At 70.8% G+C, this 17,148-nt stretch carries 16 protein-coding genes; 12 read left to right on the forward strand and 4 right to left on the reverse strand.

Going from position 1 to position 17,148, the window contains the following annotated elements:
- Positions 1 to 58 precede the first annotated feature (58 nt).
- The 12 genes from uvrC (at position 59) to ACFYPA_RS25685 (ending at position 13,141) form a co-directional block, all read left to right on the forward strand.
- The gene (gene uvrC / locus ACFYPA_RS25630; protein ID WP_389134350.1) at positions 59 to 2,125 is read left to right on the forward strand and encodes an excinuclease ABC subunit UvrC; all 2,067 of its coding nucleotides are present in this window, start codon (positions 59 to 61) and stop codon (positions 2,123 to 2,125) included.
- Positions 2,122 to 3,087: an RNase adapter RapZ gene (rapZ, locus tag ACFYPA_RS25635; protein WP_359083367.1), complete on the forward strand. Its 966-nt coding sequence runs from the start codon at positions 2,122 to 2,124 to the stop codon at positions 3,085 to 3,087. The genes uvrC and rapZ overlap by 4 nt, the downstream gene beginning before the upstream one ends.
- Entirely contained in the window at positions 3,084 to 4,115 is a 1,032-nt protein-coding gene (gene yvcK, locus ACFYPA_RS25640; RefSeq protein WP_359083368.1) for a uridine diphosphate-N-acetylglucosamine-binding protein YvcK, read from the forward strand. Before rapZ ends, yvcK begins: the two co-directional genes overlap by 4 nt.
- Positions 4,106 to 5,095 (forward strand): DNA-binding protein WhiA, encoded by a 990-nt coding sequence (whiA, locus tag ACFYPA_RS25645; RefSeq protein WP_359083369.1) that lies wholly within the window; start codon positions 4,106 to 4,108, stop codon positions 5,093 to 5,095. The genes yvcK and whiA overlap by 10 nt, the downstream gene beginning before the upstream one ends.
- 258 nt (positions 5,096 to 5,353) lie before the next feature.
- Positions 5,354 to 6,364, forward strand: a complete 1,011-nt coding sequence (gene gap, locus ACFYPA_RS25650; protein ID WP_136328654.1) for a type I glyceraldehyde-3-phosphate dehydrogenase — start codon at positions 5,354 to 5,356, stop codon at positions 6,362 to 6,364.
- A 108-nt stretch (positions 6,365 to 6,472) separates the two neighbouring features.
- Positions 6,473 to 7,684 (forward strand): phosphoglycerate kinase, encoded by a 1,212-nt coding sequence (locus ACFYPA_RS25655; RefSeq protein WP_389134355.1) that lies wholly within the window; start codon positions 6,473 to 6,475, stop codon positions 7,682 to 7,684.
- Between the two features lie 6 nt (positions 7,685 to 7,690).
- Complete coding sequence (gene tpiA, locus ACFYPA_RS25660; RefSeq protein ID WP_136328652.1) at positions 7,691 to 8,467, forward strand: triose-phosphate isomerase; 777 nt, start codon at positions 7,691 to 7,693, stop codon at positions 8,465 to 8,467.
- A 110-nt stretch (positions 8,468 to 8,577) separates the two neighbouring features.
- Positions 8,578 to 8,814 (forward strand): preprotein translocase subunit SecG, encoded by a 237-nt coding sequence (secG, locus tag ACFYPA_RS25665; protein WP_018104607.1) that lies wholly within the window; start codon positions 8,578 to 8,580, stop codon positions 8,812 to 8,814.
- Between the two features lie 108 nt (positions 8,815 to 8,922).
- Entirely contained in the window at positions 8,923 to 9,258 is a 336-nt protein-coding gene (locus ACFYPA_RS25670; RefSeq protein ID WP_078622699.1) for an RNA polymerase-binding protein RbpA, read from the forward strand.
- A gap of 172 nt (positions 9,259 to 9,430) precedes the next feature.
- Positions 9,431 to 11,083, forward strand: coding sequence for a glucose-6-phosphate isomerase (pgi, locus tag ACFYPA_RS25675; protein ID WP_389134358.1), 1,653 nt, complete (start codon positions 9,431 to 9,433; stop codon positions 11,081 to 11,083).
- A 4-nt stretch (positions 11,084 to 11,087) separates the two neighbouring features.
- The gene (locus tag ACFYPA_RS25680; RefSeq protein WP_359083373.1) at positions 11,088 to 11,591 is read left to right on the forward strand and encodes a PH domain-containing protein; all 504 of its coding nucleotides are present in this window, start codon (positions 11,088 to 11,090) and stop codon (positions 11,589 to 11,591) included.
- A complete protein-coding gene (locus tag ACFYPA_RS25685; protein WP_389134362.1) occupies positions 11,588 to 13,141 on the forward strand; it encodes a PH domain-containing protein in 1,554 nt (517 codons plus the stop codon). The genes ACFYPA_RS25680 and ACFYPA_RS25685 overlap by 4 nt, the downstream gene beginning before the upstream one ends.
- 46 nt (positions 13,142 to 13,187) lie before the next feature.
- On the opposite strand, the gene ACFYPA_RS25690 is transcribed toward ACFYPA_RS25685, so the two are convergent.
- The 4 genes from ACFYPA_RS25690 to zwf form a co-directional block, all read right to left on the reverse strand.
- Entirely contained in the window at positions 13,188 to 13,388 is a 201-nt protein-coding gene (locus tag ACFYPA_RS25690) for a hypothetical protein (protein ID WP_359350403.1), read from the reverse strand.
- A 424-nt stretch (positions 13,389 to 13,812) separates the two neighbouring features.
- Entirely contained in the window at positions 13,813 to 14,598 is a 786-nt protein-coding gene (pgl, locus tag ACFYPA_RS25695) for a 6-phosphogluconolactonase (protein ID WP_359083376.1), read from the reverse strand.
- Positions 14,595 to 15,617 (reverse strand): glucose-6-phosphate dehydrogenase assembly protein OpcA, encoded by a 1,023-nt coding sequence (opcA, locus tag ACFYPA_RS25700; RefSeq protein WP_359083378.1) that lies wholly within the window; start codon positions 15,615 to 15,617, stop codon positions 14,595 to 14,597. The genes pgl and opcA overlap by 4 nt, the downstream gene beginning before the upstream one ends.
- Positions 15,614 to 17,146: a glucose-6-phosphate dehydrogenase gene (zwf, locus tag ACFYPA_RS25705; protein WP_359083380.1), complete on the reverse strand. Its 1,533-nt coding sequence runs from the start codon at positions 17,144 to 17,146 to the stop codon at positions 15,614 to 15,616. The genes opcA and zwf overlap by 4 nt, the downstream gene beginning before the upstream one ends.
- Between the last annotated feature and the right edge of the window lie 2 nt (positions 17,147 to 17,148).

Raw genomic sequence — 17,148 nt, forward strand, 5'->3', positions numbered from 1 at the left:
GCGCGGCACCCTCCATGAGCACGCCGTGCTGTCACTGCCCGCCAGTAGGGTGGGAGACATGGCAGACCCCTCCAGCTACCGCCCCAAGCCGGGACAGATCCCCGACTCCCCGGGGGTCTACAAATTCCGCGACGAACACCGCCGGGTGATCTACGTCGGGAAGGCGAAGAGCCTGCGCCAGCGCCTGGCCAACTACTTCCAGGACCTGTCCGGCCTCCATCCGCGCACGCGCACGATGGTGACCACCGCCGCGTCCGTGGAGTGGACCGTCGTCTCCACGGAAGTGGAGGCGCTGCAGCTCGAGTACTCCTGGATCAAGGAGTTCGACCCCCGGTTCAACGTCAAGTACCGCGACGACAAGAGCTATCCGTACCTCGCGGTCACGCTCAACGAGGAGTTCCCACGCGTCCAGGTCATGCGCGGCGCCAAGAAGAAGGGCGTGCGCTACTTCGGTCCGTACGGGCACGCCTGGGCGATCCGCGAGACGGTCGACCTGATGCTCAGGGTCTTCCCGGTGCGCACCTGCTCCGCGGGTGTCTTCAAGAACGCCGCCAGGAGCGGCCGCCCCTGCCTCCTCGGCTACATCGGCAAGTGCTCGGCCCCCTGCGTCGGCCGCGTCACCCCCGAGGAGCACCGCGAACTGGCCGACGACTTCTGTGACTTCATGGCCGGGCGCACCGGCACGTACATCCGCCGCCTGGAGAAGGACATGACGGCGGCGGCCGAGGAGATGGAGTACGAGCGCGCGGCACGCCTGCGCGACGACGTGGAGGCGCTCAGGCGGGCCATGGAGAAGAGCGCGGTCGTGCTCGCCGATGCCACCGACGCCGACCTGATCGCGGTCGCGGAGGACGAGCTGGAGGCCGCGGTCCAGATCTTCCACGTCCGCGGCGGCCGGGTGCGCGGCCAGCGCGGCTGGGTCACCGACAAGGTGGAGAACGTCGACACCTCGGGCCTCGTCGAGCACGCCCTCCAGCAGCTGTACGGCGAGGAGACCGGCGACTCGGTGCCCAAGGAGGTCCTCGTCCCCGCCCTCCCGGAGGACCCCGAGGCGGTCTCCCAGTGGCTGGCCGGCCGCCGGGGCTCCCAGGTCAGCCTGCGCATCCCGCAGCGCGGCGACAAGAAGGACCTGATGGCCACGGTCCAGCGCAACGCCCAGCAGGCCCTCGGACTGCACAAGACCAAGCGCGCATCCGACCTGACCACCCGCTCCCGGGCGCTGGAGGAGATCGCCGAGGCGCTCGGACTCGACACGGCCCCGCTGCGCATCGAGTGCTTCGACATTTCCCACCTCCAGGGCGACGACGTGGTGGCGTCGATGGTGGTCTTCGAGGACGGTCTGGCCCGCAAGGGGGAGTACCGCCGCTTCCAGATCAAGGGCTTCGAGGGACAGGACGACGTCCGCTCGATGCACGAGGTGATCAGCCGGCGCTTCCGGCGCTACCTCCATGAGAAGGAACGGACGGGGGAGTGGGAGGAGGGGCCCGCCGCCACCGGACCCGTCCCGGCGGCCTCCGCCGTCGACGGCCCCGCGCCCACGGGCCCCGTGCCCGCCGCCCCCGACCAGGACGCGGGCGCCGAGCCCCGTGAGGACGACGGCCGGCCCAAGCGGTTCGCCTATCCGCCGCAGCTCCTGGTGGTCGACGGCGGACAGCCCCAGGTCGCCGCGGCCAAGCGCGCCCTGGACGAGCTGGGGATCGACGACATCGCGGTCTGCGGCCTGGCCAAGCGCCTGGAAGAGGTGTGGCTGCCCGATGACGACGACCCGGTGGTGCTGCCCCGCTCCAGCGAAGGCCTCTACCTCCTCCAGCGCGTCCGCGACGAGGCGCACCGCTTCGCCATCACCTACCAGCGCGCCAAACGGGCCAAGCGCATCCGCGCCAGCCCGCTGGACGCGGTCGCGGGTCTGGGAGAGACCCGGAAGCAGGCCCTGATCAAGCATTTCGGCTCCGTGAAGAAGCTGCGGCAGGCGACAATCGACGAGATCTGCGAGGTTCCGGGGATAGGCCGCAGGACGGCGGAATCAGTGGCTGTCGCCCTCGCCGCGGCCGCCCCGGCCACGCCCGCCGTGAACACGGCCACAGGAGAGATCATTGAAGAGGACGACGGGGGCAGCACGACATGACCGAGAACGAGAATGAACAAGGGCACGACCGCACAGACCGAGCAGACGGAGCAGCACACGTGAGTACGGGCACCTCGATCGAGACGGGCGACAGCACGGTGGCCATCCCGGAGCTGGTGATCATCTCCGGAATGTCGGGCGCGGGCCGCAGCACGGCGGCCAAGTGTCTGGAGGACCTCGGCTGGTTCGTCGTCGACAACCTGCCGCCCGCGCTGATCCCCACCATGGTGGAGCTCGGCGCCCGCTCGCAGGGCAACGTGGCACGGATCGCCGTCGTCGTAGACGTCCGGGGCCGCCGCTTCTTCGACAACCTCCGGGAGTCCCTCGCCGACCTGGAAGCCAAGGGCGTCACCCGTCGGATCGTCTTCCTGGAGTCCTCCGACGACGCCCTGGTCCGCCGCTTCGAGTCGGTCCGCCGGCCGCACCCCCTCCAGGGCGACGGCCGCATCGTCGACGGGATCTCCGCCGAGCGCGATCTGCTGCGCGAGCTGCGCGGCGACGCCGACCTGGTGATCGACACCTCCAGCCTCAACGTCCACGAACTGCGCGCCAAGATGGACGCCCAGTTCGCGGGCGACGAGGAGCCGGAGCTCCGCGCCACCGTGATGTCGTTCGGCTACAAGTACGGGCTGCCCGTCGACGCCGACCTGGTGGTGGACTGCCGCTTCCTGCCCAACCCGCACTGGGTCCCCGAGCTGCGCCCGTTCACCGGGCTCAACGAGGAGGTGTCCGCGTACGTGTTCGACCAGCCGGGCGCCAAGGAGTTCCTCAACCAGTACACGGAGCTGCTCCAGCTCGTCGCCGCGGGTTACCGCCGCGAGGGCAAGCGGTACGTGACCATCGCCGTCGGCTGCACGGGCGGCAAGCACCGCTCCGTGGCCATGTCGGAGAAGCTGGCCGCCCGGCTGGCCACCGAGGGCATCGAGACCGTGCTCGTGCACCGGGACATGGGGCGCGAGTGACCAGTCGCAACATGCGCCTGCGCAGACTGCGCAGGGGCACCCCGCTGTCCGGCCGCAAGCGCGGCGCGCAGCCCAAGGTCGTCGCGCTCGGCGGCGGCATGGGCCTGTCCGCCTCGCTCACCGCGCTGCGGCGGATCACCGGCGACCTGACCGCCGTGGTCACGGTCGCCGACGACGGCGGATCCAGCGGCCGGCTCCGGGAGGAGCTGGGCGTCCTGCCGCCCGGCGACCTGCGCAAGGCGCTGGCGGCCCTGTGCGGTGACGACGACTGGGGCCAGACGTGGGCCCAGGTCATCCAGCACCGCTTCCAGTCCAAGGGCGACCTGCACGAGCACGCGGTCGGCAATCTGCTGATCGTCGCCCTGTGGGAGCAGCTCGGCGACCACGTACAGGCCCTGGACCTGGTCGGCAAGCTCCTGGGAGCGCACGGGCGGGTGCTGCCGATGTCCGCCGTGCCGCTGGAGCTCCAGGCCCTCGTGAAGGGCCACGACCCGGACCATCCGGAGCGGGTGGACACGGTGCGCGGCCAGGCCACCGTGGCGCTCACCCCCGGCGAGGTCCAGTCCGTGCACGTGGTCCCGCACGACCCGCCGGCCGTCCCCGAGGCGGTCGCGGCGGTCCTGGACGCGGACTGGGTGGTGCTCGGCCCCGGGTCCTGGTTCTCCTCGGTCATTCCGCACCTCCTCGTGCCGGATCTGCTGGACGCACTGATCGAAACGAAGGCCCGGAAGGTCCTCTCGCTGAACCTCGCACCGCAACCCGGTGAAACAGATGGCTTCTCTCCGCAGCGTCATTTGGAGGTTTTGGGACGACACGCCCCTAAACTCGCCCTGGACGTGGTGCTGGCCGACGAGGCCGCCGTGCCCGACCGCGAGTCCCTCGCCGACGCCGCAAAACGGCTCGGCGCCGCGGTCGAGCTGGCGCCCGTGGCCTCACCCGACGGCGATCCGATTCATGATCCGGAGCTGTTGGCCGCCGCGTACGACCGTATTTTTCGGATGCATGGAAGGATCGGCCCATGGCGATGACGCCAGCGGTGAAGGACGAAATCTCTCGGCTTCCCGTAACCCGGACCTGCTGCAGGAAGGCAGAAGTCTCGGCGATTCTTCGGTTCGCTGGTGGGCTGCACCTGGTGAGCGGCCGGATTGTGATCGAGGCGGAGCTGGACACCGCGATGGCGGCGCGCCGGCTGAAGCGGGACATTCTCGAGATCTTCGGGCACAGCTCGGAGCTGATCGTGATGGCTCCCGGCGGGCTGCGGCGCGGCTCCCGCTATGTCGTGCGGGTGGTGGCGGGCGGTGATCAGCTGGCCCGTCAGACCGGCCTGGTGGACGGCCGCGGCCGACCCATCCGCGGACTTCCCCCGCAGGTGGTCTCGGGGGCCACCTGCGATGCCGAGGCCGCCTGGCGCGGGGCCTTCCTGGCCCACGGCTCGCTCACCGAGCCGGGCCGCTCCTCCTCGCTGGAGGTTACCTGCCCGGGCCCGGAGGCCGCGCTCGCGCTGGTCGGCGCCGCCCGCAGGCTCTCCATCGCGGCCAAGGCCCGTGAGGTGCGCGGCGTGGACCGGGTCGTCGTCCGCGACGGCGACGCGATCGGTGCCCTGCTCACCCGGCTGGGCGCCCACGAGTCGGTGCTCGCCTGGGAGGAGCGGCGGATGCGGCGCGAGGTCCGCGCCACCGCCAACCGGCTCGCCAACTTCGACGACGCGAACCTGCGCCGGTCCGCCCGGGCCGCGGTCGCCGCGGGCGCCCGGGTGGGACGTGCGCTGGAGATCCTCGGCGAGGAGGTCCCCGAGCACCTCGCGGCGGCCGGACGGCTGCGCATGGAGCACAAGCAGGCCTCCCTGGAGGAGCTGGGCGCCCTCGCGGACCCGCCGCTGACCAAGGACGCCGTCGCGGGCCGGATCCGCCGACTGCTCGCGATGGCCGACAAGCGGGCCCAGGACCTCGGGATCCCGGGCACGGAATCCACTCTGAGCGAAGAGCTGGCCGACAACCTGGTCGGCTGACCCGCACCCCCGTCGGCGAGCAGCGGCGGGAACGGGCCGCGCACCCGCGGCTGTTGACGCTGCGTAATCGTCGCAGCGGGCGGGGGAGGACAAGCGGATGCCCGTACTCCTACTGGGGAGTACGGGCATCCGCCGTTCCTGCGGCCCTGCTCGATGTCACCCCTGGGGCTTCGGAGAGGTAGGGTCGGAGGCGGTCGGGGACATCCCATACAACTCGCCGGCGTCGAAAACCGGCGTACCTAACGAGGAGATCGGTTCGTGACGATCCGCGTAGGCATCAACGGCTTTGGCCGCATCGGTCGTAATTACTTCCGCGCGCTGCTGGAGCAGGGTGCGGACATCGAGATCGTGGCTGTCAACGACCTGGGTGACACTGCGACCACGGCCCACCTGCTGAAGTACGACACCATTCTGGGTCGTCTCAAGGCAGAGGTGAGCCACACCGCCGACACCATCACCGTCGACGGTCACACCATCAAGGTGCTCTCCGAGCGCAACCCGGCGGACATCCCGTGGGGCGAGCTGGGCGTCGACATCGTCATCGAGTCGACCGGCATCTTCACCAAGAAGGCCGACGCCGCCAAGCACATCGCGGGCGGCGCCAAGAAGGTCCTCATCTCGGCTCCGGCCAAGGACGAGGACATCACCATCGTGATGGGCGTCAACCAGGACAAGTACGACGCGGCCAACCACCACGTCATCTCCAACGCCTCCTGCACCACCAACTGTGTGGCGCCGATGGCCAAGGTTCTTGACGAGAACTTCGGCATCGTCAAGGGCCTGATGACGACGGTCCACGCGTACACGAACGACCAGCGGATCCTGGACTTCCCGCACTCCGACCTGCGTCGCGCCCGCGCCGCCGCGGAGAACATCATCCCGACCACGACGGGTGCCGCCAAGGCCACCGCCCTGGTCCTGCCGCAGCTCAAGGGCAAGCTCGACGGCATCGCGATGCGCGTTCCGGTCCCGACCGGTTCCGCCACCGACCTCGTCGTGACCCTGCAGCGCGAGGTCACCAAGGACGAGGTCAACGCCGCGTTCAAGAAGGCGTCGGACGACGGCGACCTCAAGGGCTTCCTGACGTACACCGAGGACCCGATCGTGTCCTCGGACATCGTCGGCGACCCGTCTTCCTGCACCTTCGACTCCTCCCTGACCATGGTCCAGGAGGGCAACACGGTGAAGATCCTCGGCTGGTACGACAACGAGTGGGGTTACTCCAACCGCCTCGTCGACCTGACCGTCTTCGTCGGCGGCCAGCTCTGATCCTCGGATCGGCAGGCACCTCGATGTGAGCACGGGGCTCGAACAGCGCAACGCAGCGCCGTTCGAGCCCCGCTGCATGCTCCCTCGTCCTCCAAGGAGTCCAGACAGATGAAGACGATCGACGAACTTCTCGCCGAAGGGGTCACCGGCAAGCGCGTATTCGTCCGCGCCGACCTCAACGTGCCGCTCAGCGGCACCACCATCACCGACGACGGCCGCATCCGTGCCGTCCAGCCGACCATCGAGAAGCTGGCAGCGGCCGGCGCCCGGGTCGTCGTCGCCTCGCACCTGGGCCGGCCCAAGGGTGCCCCGGACCCGGCGTTCTCGCTGGCGCCCGCCGCCGCACGCCTCGGTGAGCTGCTCGGAACCGACGTGGCCTTCGCGACCGACACGGTCGGCGAGTCGGCCCGCGCCACCGTCGCCGCGCTGACCGACGGCCAGGTCGCCGTGATCGAGAACCTCCGCTTCAACGCCGGCGAGACGTCGAAGGACGATGCCGAGCGCGGCGCCTTCGCCGACCAGCTGGCCGAGCTCGCCGACCTGTACGTGGGCGACGGCTTCGGAGCCGTCCACCGCAAGCACGCCTCGGTCTTCGACCTCCCGGCCCGGCTCCCGCACGCCGCGGGCGACCTGATCGCCACCGAGGTCGGTGTCCTGAAGAAGCTCACCGACGACGTCCAGCGCCCGTACGCCGTGGTGCTCGGCGGCGCCAAGGTCTCCGACAAGCTCGGCGTCATCGACCACCTGCTGGAGCGCGCCGACCGCATCCTCATCGGCGGCGGCATGGCGTACACCTTCCTCAAGGCCCAGGGCCACGAGGTCGGCAGCTCGCTGCTGCAGGAGGACCAGATCCCGGTGGTGCTGGAGTACCTCAAGCGCGCCGAGGAGAAGGGCGTGGAGTTCGTGCTCCCCGTCGACGTCGTGGTCGCCCCGGCGTTCCCGGACCTCAAGACCAAGGCCCCGGCACACCCCGCCACCGTCGCCGCCGTCGCGATGCCGGCCGGGCAGATGGGGCTGGACAACGGTCCGGAGACCAACAAGCTCTACGCATCGAAGCTCGCCGACGCGGCCACCGTCTTCTGGAACGGCCCGATGGGCGTCTTCGAGCACCCCGACTTCGCCGAGGGGACCAGGGCCGTCGCCCAGGCCCTCGTCGACTCCTCGGGCTTCAGCGTGGTCGGCGGTGGCGACTCCGCCGCCGCGGTCCGCATCCTGGGCTTCGACGAGAACGCGTTCGGACACATCTCGACCGGTGGCGGCGCCAGCCTCGAATACCTCGAGGGCAAGACGCTTCCCGGCCTCGCCGCTCTGGAGGACTGACCTTTCATGACCACTCGCACCCCGCTGATGGCGGGCAACTGGAAGATGAACCTCAACCACCTCGAGGCCATCGCCCACGTCCAGAAGCTCGCCTTCGCCCTGGCCGACAAGGACTACGACGCCGTAGAGGTCGCCGTCCTGCCGCCCTTCACCGACCTGCGCTCCGTGCAGACGCTGGTCGACGGCGACAAGCTGAAGATCAAGTACGGCGCCCAGGACATCTCGGCGCACGACTCCGGCGCGTACACCGGTGAGATCTCCGGCCCGATGCTCGCCAAGCTGAAGTGCACCTTCGTCGCCGTGGGCCACAGCGAGCGCCGCCAGTACCACGCGGAGACCGACGAGGTCTGCAACGCCAAGGTGAAGGCCGCGTACAAGCACGGTCTGACCCCGATCCTTTGCGTCGGCGAGGGCCTGGACATCCGCAAGGCCGGTGACCAGGTCGCGTACACGCTGGCGCAGCTCGACGGCGCGCTGAAGGACATCCCGGCCGAGCAGGCCGAGACCATCGTGATCGCCTACGAGCCGGTCTGGGCCATCGGCACCGGTGAGGTCGCCACCCCCGAGGACGCGCAGGAGGTCTGCGGTGCGATCCGCGTCCGCCTCGCCGAGCTGTACTCGCAGGAGCTGGCCGACGCGGTCCGTATCCAGTACGGCGGCTCGGTGAAGTCCGGCAACGTGGCCGCGATCATGGCGCAGCCCGATGTGGACGGCGCACTGATCGGCGGCGCCGCACTGGACGCCGACGAGTTCGTCAAGATCGTCCGCTTCCGCGACCAGTGAGTATGCGGTAGCGCAGATCCGTCGTACCCTTGCGGGGGCCAGGAGGGCAGCCTCCCGGCCCCCGTTGTTCGCACATGCAGTCAGGAATTTTCGGAAAGTAGGGACCAGCCGTGATTTTGGGGTTCGAGATCGCCCTGATCGTCTTCAGCCTGCTGCTGATGCTGCTGGTGCTGATGCACAAGGGGAAGGGCGGCGGTCTTTCCGACATGTTCGGTGGCGGAATGCAGTCCTCCGTCGGCGGTTCATCGGTCGCCGAGCGCAACCTCGACCGGATCACCGTCGTGGTGGGTCTGGGCTGGTTCGCGTGCATCGTGGTGCTTGGTCTGCTCATCAAGCTGGACAACTGACCCGTCGTACGCGATTCCGGTGAGGGTGTAACTCCAACCACTGGACGCGCGTTGGGCCTTACGTAGACTGGGGCATCTTCGAGCACCATCACGCAGGGAGTTACGACCGTGGCAAGTGGCAACGCGATCCGGGGAAGCCGGGTCGGAGCGGGGCCGATGGGGGAGGCCGAGCGCGGCGAGTCCGCGCCCCGGGCCCGCATCTCCTTCTGGTGCTCGAACGGGCACGAGACGCAGCCGAGCTTCGCCCATGACGCGCAGGTACCGGAGACCTGGGACTGCCCGCGCTGTGGATTCCCGGCCGGTCAGGACCGGGACAGCCCGCCGGACCCCCCGCGCACCGAGCCGTACAAGACGCATCTCGCGTACGTGCGCGAGCGGCGCAGCGACGCGGACGGGGAGGCCATCCTCGCCGAGGCACTCGCCAAGCTCCGCGGCGAGATCTGACGCCTCTCGTACCTCTGCGGAAGTAATTCACCGGCCGGACACCCCCAGGGTGCCCGGCCGGAACGCTTCTGCCGTGCCGCAGCCCGCCGTTGTCCCGTCCGCCGTCCTGATCAATTAGGTTGGAGGGGCAGCGGGGAACTGCGGTGACGAGAGAAGTGGGCTGATGTCCGGGATGAACGCACAAAGTCGAACCAGGCTCAACCAGACGCCGGAATGGACGGCGCTGGGTAAGCACCGTGAGCAGCTCGGGACGACCCATCTGCGACAGCTGTTCGCGGACGATCCGGAGCGCGGCACGGGATACACCCTGCGCGTCGGTGATCTGTACATCGACTACTCCAAGCAGCTGGCCACCGACGAGACGCTCCGGCTGCTCCGTGAGCTCGCCGCCGCCACCGGGGTGGCCGAGCTGCGCGACGCGATGTTCCGCGGCGACAGGATCAACACCACCGAGGACCGCGCCGTCCTGCACACCGCGCTCCGCGCCCCGCGGGGCGCCGTGATCGAGGTCGACGGCGAGAACGTGGTGCCGGCCGTGCACGCGGTGCTCGACAAGATGGCGGCGTTCTCCGAGCGCGTCAGGTCGGGCGAGTGGACCGGTCACACCGGCAAGCCGATCAAGAACATCGTCAACATCGGCATCGGCGGCTCCGACCTCGGCCCCGCCATGGCGTACGAGGCGCTGCGCTCCTTCACGGACCGCTCGCTCACCGTCCGCTTCGTCTCCAACGTCGACGGCGCCGACCTGCACGAGGCGGTGCACGACCTCGACCCGGCCGAGACGCTCTTCGTCATCGCGTCGAAGACCTTCACCACGATCGAGACCATCACCAACGCCACCTCGGCCCGCGACTGGCTGCTGACCGGCCTGAGGGCGGGTCAGGACGCGGTGGCCAAGCACTTCGTGGCCCTGTCGACGAACGCCGAGAAGGTCTCGGACTTCGGTATCGACACCGCCAACATGTTCGAGTTCTGGGACTGGGTCGGCGGCCGCTACTCGTACGACTCCGCCATCGGCCTCTCGCTGATGATCGCCATCGGTCCCGACCGGTTCCGTGAGATGCTCGACGGCTTCCACCTCGTCGACGAGCACTTCCGCACCGCCCCGGCCGAGGAGAACGCCCCGCTGCTGCTGGGTCTGCTGGGCGTCTGGTACGGCGCGTTCTTCGACGCCCAGTCGCACGCCGTGCTGCCCTACAGCCACTACCTGTCCAAGTTCACGGCGTACCTGCAGCAGCTGGACATGGAGTCCAACGGCAAGTCCGTGGACCGGGACGGCAATCCGGTCGACTGGCAGACCGGCCCGGTCGTCTGGGGCACCCCCGGCACCAACGGCCAGCATGCCTACTACCAGCTGATCCACCAGGGCACCAAGGTCATCCCGGCCGACTTCATCGGCTTCGCCGAACCGGTCGATGCCCTGCTGCCCGGACTGGTCGCCCAGCACGACCTGCTGATGGCCAACTTCTTCGCCCAGACCCAGGCCCTGGCCTTCGGCAAGACGCCCGACGAGGTGCGCGCCGAAGGAGTCTCCGAGGAGCTGGTGCCGCACAAGACGTTCCGCGGCAACCACCCGACGACGACGATCCTCGCCGACCGGCTGACCCCGTCCGTGCTCGGCCAGCTGATCGCGCTGTACGAGCACAAGGTCTTCGTCCAGGGCGCCGTCTGGAACATCGACTCCTTCGACCAGTGGGGTGTCGAACTCGGCAAGGTCCTCGCCAAGAAGATCGAGCCGGTGCTGACGGAGGGCAAGGGCGCCGAACAGCTCGACAGTTCGACCGCCGCGCTCGTCGCCGCGTACCGCGAGCTGCGGGGGCGCTGAGCGCATGGCCACGGGGGAGGGGGCGGTACGGCTGCGGGCGCCGGCCCATGCGCCGGCCCCGCGGGCCGTCGGCTGGTGGCGGGCGCGGTGGCTGCTGCTGACCGCCGTGCCGGTGACGGTTCTGGCGGTACTGGGCGCGTTCCTCGCGTCCGCCCGCTTCTGGCTGCTGCTGCCCGCCGCGGTGCTCGCGGTGCTCGGCATCGGCTGCGCCGTCCTCGTCCCCCTCTGGTGGTTCCGTACCCACCGCTGGGAGGTCACGGACGAGGCGGTGTACGTGCGGACCGGGGTGCTGTGGCAGGAGTGGCGGATCGCGCCGATGTCCCGGATCCAGACCGTGGACACCGTGCGCGGCCCGCTCGAACAGCTCTACCGGCTCGCCACCGTCACCGTCACCACCGCGTCGGCGAAGGGTGCCGTCCGGATCGAGGGCCTCGACCACGAACTGGCGGCCGAGCTGGCCGAGCGGCTGACCCGCATCACCCAGGACACCCCCGGTGACGCCACATGACCACGGCGGACACCGCCCCTGAGGGAACCGCCGCGGACAGCGGTGGGGGCGGTTCCACCGCGGTGGAATGGCGCCGCCTCGACCGGCGTACGGTCCTGGCCACCGCCCTCGTCACGGCGGGCGTGGCGGCCGGAGCCGCCGTGCCGACCACGCTCGGGCTCTCCGGACGGTTCGGCTTCGCGGCCGCCGTCGCCTGGGTGGCGGCGGGCGCGGCCCTGCTGATCGCGGGCAGCGCGGGCGCCGACTACATACGCTGGCGCCGCACCCGCTACCGCGTCGGCGCCGACCGGGTGGAGCTCCACACAGGCCTCCTGCTCGTCAGGAAGCGCTCCCTGGCCCGGGAACGCATCCGCAGCGTCGACCTCACCGCCCCCCTGCTCCAGCGCGTCCTCGGCCTCGTCACCGTCCGGATCGGCACCGGCGAGCACACCGGAGAAGACTCCACCCTGGAACTCGACCCGGTCCTGCGCGCCGAGGGTGAACGGCTGCGCCGCGCACTCCTGGAGCGGACCGGCACCGAGGCGTCCGGCGGCAGCCACCGCGAGGGCGAACTCGTCACGCTCGACCCGCGCTGGATCCGCTACGCACCGGTCTCGTTCGTCGCGCCCGCCCTCGGTGGCGCCGCGGCCGGGGCCGTGCTGCAGGTCAGCGACTGGTTCGGGGCGCAGGGCCGGGTGATCGAGTGGGTCGGTGAGCGGTTGCGGGACTTCTCCCTGCCGTCCGTGATCGTGCTCCTCGCCCTCGCCGCGACGCTCGCGGGCGTCGTCGGCGCACTGGGCCTCTGGGCCGAGATGTGGTGGAACTACCGCCTCGAACGCGAACCGGGCGGCACCCTGCGCATCCGGCGCGGCCTGCTCACCTCCCGGTCCGTCTCCATCGAGGAGCGGCGGCTGCGCGGTGTCGACCTCGTCGAGCCGCTCGGCGTCCGGCTGCTGGGCGCCGCCCGGGTCGACGCCATCACCACCGGACTGGCCGGGGACGACGAGGAACAGCGCGGCGACCACAACACCCTGCTGCCCGCCGCGCCCCGGCCGGTCGCCGACGAGACCGCCGCCGCCGTGCTGCGCGAGACGGTGTCCCCGACCGGTGTCGCACTGACCCCGCACCCGGCCGCCGCACGCGGCCGGCGACTGCGCCGGGCCTACGGGGCGGTCCTGGGGCCCGTCCTGGTGCAGGCCCTGCTCGGCGCCCTGCTGACGCCCGTCCTGCTCTGGACGGCGCTCGGCTGCGCGGTCGTCGGGCTGCCCGTCGGGGCGCTCCTGGCCCGTGACGCGTACCGCGGTCTCGGTCACGCACTCAGCGGCGGCTACCTGGTGACCCGCTCGGGCACCCTGCGGCGCTCCACCGCCGCGCTGGAGCGGGCCGGGGTGATCGGCTGGACGGTGCGGCAGTCGTACTTCCAGCGACGGGCCGGGGTACTGAACATCACCGCGACGACGGCCGCGGGAGCGGGCGCCTACACGGTGTACGACGCGGACGCGTCCGAGGGGCTCGCCTTCGCGGCGGAGGCCGTGCCGGGCCTGCTGGCGCCGTTCGTCGAGCCGAAGTGAGCCGTACACCGGGCGGACACGGTTCTTCCGGCCGGCCCGCCCGGGATCAGGGGGCCGCCAGGGTGGTCGCGCCGAAGGCGGCGACGCCGGCCGGCGGAGGGGCGTCCCGGGGCAACGGCACGGGGTGCCCGGCGGCGCCGATGCCGAAGACCCGGCCCGCAACAAGGTCCGCCACCTGATCGGCATCGCCCCGGCCGACCCCGGCAGCACCGTCGCGGTACCGGCCACCCTCGCGCAGCGGCTGCACGGTCTCGCTCCCGCCGCCCGACCGGACGACGGCTCGGCCGTCGACACCCGGCTCGACGCGGGCGGTGACACCGTGCCGGGCGTGCGGTACACCACGGTGGTCACCCGGCGGGACAGGATCGTGCCCCCCTACGCACGGCAGTACCTCCGCCCCGCACCCCCGCCGACCAGGTCACCATCATCACCGTCCAAAACAACTGCCCGCAGGACCGGACGGGCCACATGGGCAGCCCCTACGACCCGGTCGACCTGCGGCTCGTACGCAACGCCCTCGACCCGACGACGGCGCGTCGGCCCGACTGTGCCACCGCGACCGAGGCGGCGGCCGGGCACGCGGCGTCCGGGCAGCTGACGGCTCGTCGGCGCGGGCACGCGAACGGCCCGGCACACCCTCGGGGGCGGACCGGGCCGTTCGGTCACGACGCTCAGGCGGAGGCCGGCGGGTACAGGGCGCGCGGCAGCCGCGAGGCCGCCGCCGCGTCCAGCAGCCACAGCGTGCGGCTGCGACCGTACGCACCCGCCGCGGGGGCCTGGATCTCCCCGGCCCCCGACAGGGCGATGGCCGCGGCCTCCGCCTTGTCCTCGCCCGCCGCGAGCAGCCACACCTCGCGCGCCGCCCGGATGGCGGGCAGCGTGAGCGAGACGCGGACGGGTGGCGGCTTGGGCGCCCCGTGCACACCGACGACGGTGCGCCCGGTCTCCCGCACCGCGGGCGACTCGGGGAAGAGCGAGGCGACATGGGTGTCCGGACCCACGCCCAGCATCAGCACGTCGAACACCGGCACCGGACCGTGGTCCTCGGGACCGGCCGCGGCGGCCAGTTCGGCGGCGTACGCGGCCGCCGCCGCATCGGCGTCCTGGCCGTGCGGCCCGTCCGACGCGGGCATCGCGTGCACCCGGGCCGGGTCCAGCGGCACCGAGTCCAGCAGGGCCTTGCGGGCCTGCGTGACATTGCGCTCCGGATCGCCCTCCGGCAGGAACCGCTCGTCGCCCCACCACAGGTCGAGCCGCGACCAGTCGATCGCGTCCCGGGCGGGCGCGTCGGCGAGTGCGGCCAGCAGGCCGTTGCCGTTGCGGCCGCCGGTGAGCACCACCGAGGCGTACCCGCGTGCGGCCTGGGCGTCCACGACCTTCGTGATCAGCCGGGCCGCCGCGGCCTGCGCCATCAGCTCCTTGTCGCGGTGCACGACGAGCTGCGGGACGACGCTCACTTCGACGCCGCCTTCTTCGCCGGTGCGGCCTTCTTGGCTGCGGCGGGTGCTTCGGACGACGGGGCCGCCTTCTTCGCGGCCACGGGCTCCGCCACCTTCTCGAGGCGCTCCACCCCGAACTTCACGGTGGACTCGTAGATGTTGTCCGGGTCCAGACGCCGCAGCTCCTCCGCGAGGAGTTCCGCCGTCTCCCGGCGCTTCAGCGCCACCGCACGGTCCGGCTGGCCCACCATGCAGAGCGTGGCGAGCGAGCCGTCGGCCCGGTCCAGGACGATGTCGCCGTTCTTCGTCGTCATCCGGACGGCCGTCAGACCCGGGCCGCCGGACGTCGTGCGCTCCACCGGCACCTGGAGCCGGTCCGCGAGCCACATGGCCAGCAGTTCACAGCTCGGGTTGTCGGACTCGCCCTCGACCGTGGCGGAGAGGACCTCCGCCGGCTGCTGGTCGAGCGCCGCCGCCAGCATCGAGCGCCAGGGCGTGATGCGGGTCCAGGCGAGGTCCGTGTCACCCGGCCGGTACGTCGCCGCACGGACCGCCAGCTCGTCGAGCGGCTGCTCGGCCGAGTAGGTGTCGGTGATGCGCCGCTGGGCGAGGGCGCCCAGCGCGTCCTTCGCCGGGTCCGCCGGAGCGTCCTGGGGCCACCACAGCACCACCGGGGCGTCCGGCAGCAGCAGCGGCAGGACGACGGACTGGGCGTGGTTGGCCAGCTCGCCGTGCAGGCGCAGCACGACGGTCTCGCCGGAGCCCGAGTCGGAACCGACCCGCACCTCGGCGTCGAGCCGCGCGTCGCGGCGGGCGCGCGGCGAACGGCTGACCCGCTTGATCACGGCGATGATGCGCGAGGGGTGCTCGCGCGAGGAATCGCTCGCGGCCTTGAGCGCGTCGTAGGCGTTCTCCTCGTCGGTGACGATGACGAGGGTGAGCACCATGCCGATGGCCGGGGCGCCGACTGCGCGCCGGGCCGAGATCATGGCCTGGTTGATCTTGCTGGACGTGGTTTCCGTGAGATCGATCTTCATGGCCGGCGCCAGCTCCGTCCGTCGCGTGCGAGCATCTCGTCCGCCTCGGCCGGACCCCAGGTGCCGGCCGGGTACTGGGCGGGCTTGCCGTGCTTGTCCCAGTGCTCCTCGATCGGGTCGAGGATGTTCCAGGAGAGTTCGACCTCCTGGTGGCGCGGGAAGAGGTTGGCGTCACCGAGCAGGACATCGAGGATGAGCCGCTCGTACGCCTCGGGGCTGGACTCCGTGAAGGACTCGCCGTAGGCGAAGTCCATCGTGACGTCCCGCACCTCCATCGAGGTGCCGGGCACCTTGGAACCGAACCTCACCGTCACGCCCTCGTCCGGCTGCACCCGGATGACCAGGGCGTTGCCGCCGAGCTCCTCCGTCGCACCGGACTCGAAGGGCAGGTACGGGGCGCGCTTGAAGACGACCGCGATCTCCGTGACCCGGCGGCCTAGCCGCTTTCCGGTACGGAGGTAGAACGGCACACCCGCCCAGCGGCGGTTGTTGATCGTCAGTTTCACCGCGGCGAAGGTGTCGGTCGTCGACTTGGGGTCGATTCCGTCTTCCTCCAGGTAGCCGGGCACCTCCTGGCCGCCCTGCCACGCGTGCGTGTACTGGCCGCGCACGGTGTGCTTGCCGAGGTCCTCCGGCAGCTCCACGGCCGTGAGCACCTTGAGCTTCTCGGCGACCAGGGCCTTGGGGTGGAAGGAGCCCGGCTCCTCCATCGCGGTCAGCGCCAGGAGCTGGAGCAGGTGGTTCTGGATCACGTCGCGGGCCGCGCCGATGCCGTCGTAGTAGCCGGCCCGGCCGCCGATGCCGATGTCCTCGGCCATCGTGATCTGGATGTGGTCGACGTACGACCTGTTCCAGATCGGTTCCCACATCGTGTTGGCGAAGCGCAGCGCCAGGATGTTCTGGACCGTCTCCTTGCCGAGGTAGTGGTCGATCCGGAAGACCTCGTTCGGCGGGAAGACGTCGTGCACGAGCTGGTTGAGCTCCTGCGCGCTCTTCAGGTCGTGGCCGAAGGGCTTCTCGATGACGGCACGCCGCCAGGAGCCCTCCTTCTGGTCGGCCAGACCGTGCTTCTTGAGCTGCTGGACGACCTTGGGGAAGAACTTCGGCGGCACGGAGAGGTAGAAGGCGAAGTTGCCGCCCGTCCCCTGCGCCTTGTCGAGCTCCTCGATCGTGGCCCTGAGGGTCTCGAAGGCCACGTCGTCGTCGAAGTTGCCCTGCACGAAGCGCATGCCCTGGCTGAGCTGCTGCCAGACCTCTTCGCGGAAGGGCGTACGGGAATGCTCCTTGACGGCGTCATGGACGACCTGGGCGAAGTCCTCGTCCTCCCAGTCGCGGCGCGCGAAACCGATGAGCGAGAAGCCCGGCGGCAGCAGGCCGCGATTGGCCAGGTCGTAGACGGCGGGCATCAGCTTTTTACGGGACAAATCGCCCGTGACGCCAAAGATGACCAGGCCCGACGGCCCCGCGATACGCGGGAGCCGTCGGTCCTGGGCGTCACGGAGCGGGTTGGCTCCGGGAACACCAGACAAAG

It is taken from the genome of Streptomyces sp. NPDC005775, from assembly GCF_042871565.1.
In the GTDB taxonomy this organism is placed as follows: domain Bacteria; phylum Actinomycetota; class Actinomycetes; order Streptomycetales; family Streptomycetaceae; genus Streptomyces.

Bases quoted from the DNA above. Each gene is read 5' to 3' on its own strand.
- uvrC (WP_389134350.1), top strand. From the start codon at position 59: ATGGCAGACCCCTCCAGCTACCGCCCCAAGCCGGGACAGATCCCCGAC.
- rapZ (WP_359083367.1), top strand. From the start codon at position 2,122: ATGACCGAGAACGAGAATGAACAAGGGCACGACCGCACAGACCGAGCA.
- whiA (WP_359083369.1), top strand. From the start codon at position 4,106: ATGGCGATGACGCCAGCGGTGAAGGACGAAATCTCTCGGCTTCCCGTA.
- ACFYPA_RS25655 (WP_389134355.1), top strand. From the start codon at position 6,473: ATGAAGACGATCGACGAACTTCTCGCCGAAGGGGTCACCGGCAAGCGC.
- tpiA (WP_136328652.1), top strand. From the start codon at position 7,691: ATGACCACTCGCACCCCGCTGATGGCGGGCAACTGGAAGATGAACCTC.
- pgi (WP_389134358.1), top strand. From the start codon at position 9,431: ATGAACGCACAAAGTCGAACCAGGCTCAACCAGACGCCGGAATGGACG.
- ACFYPA_RS25680 (WP_359083373.1), top strand. From the start codon at position 11,088: ATGGCCACGGGGGAGGGGGCGGTACGGCTGCGGGCGCCGGCCCATGCG.
- ACFYPA_RS25685 (WP_389134362.1), top strand. From the start codon at position 11,588: ATGACCACGGCGGACACCGCCCCTGAGGGAACCGCCGCGGACAGCGGT.
- opcA (WP_359083378.1), bottom strand. From the start codon at position 15,617: ATGAAGATCGATCTCACGGAAACCACGTCCAGCAAGATCAACCAGGCC.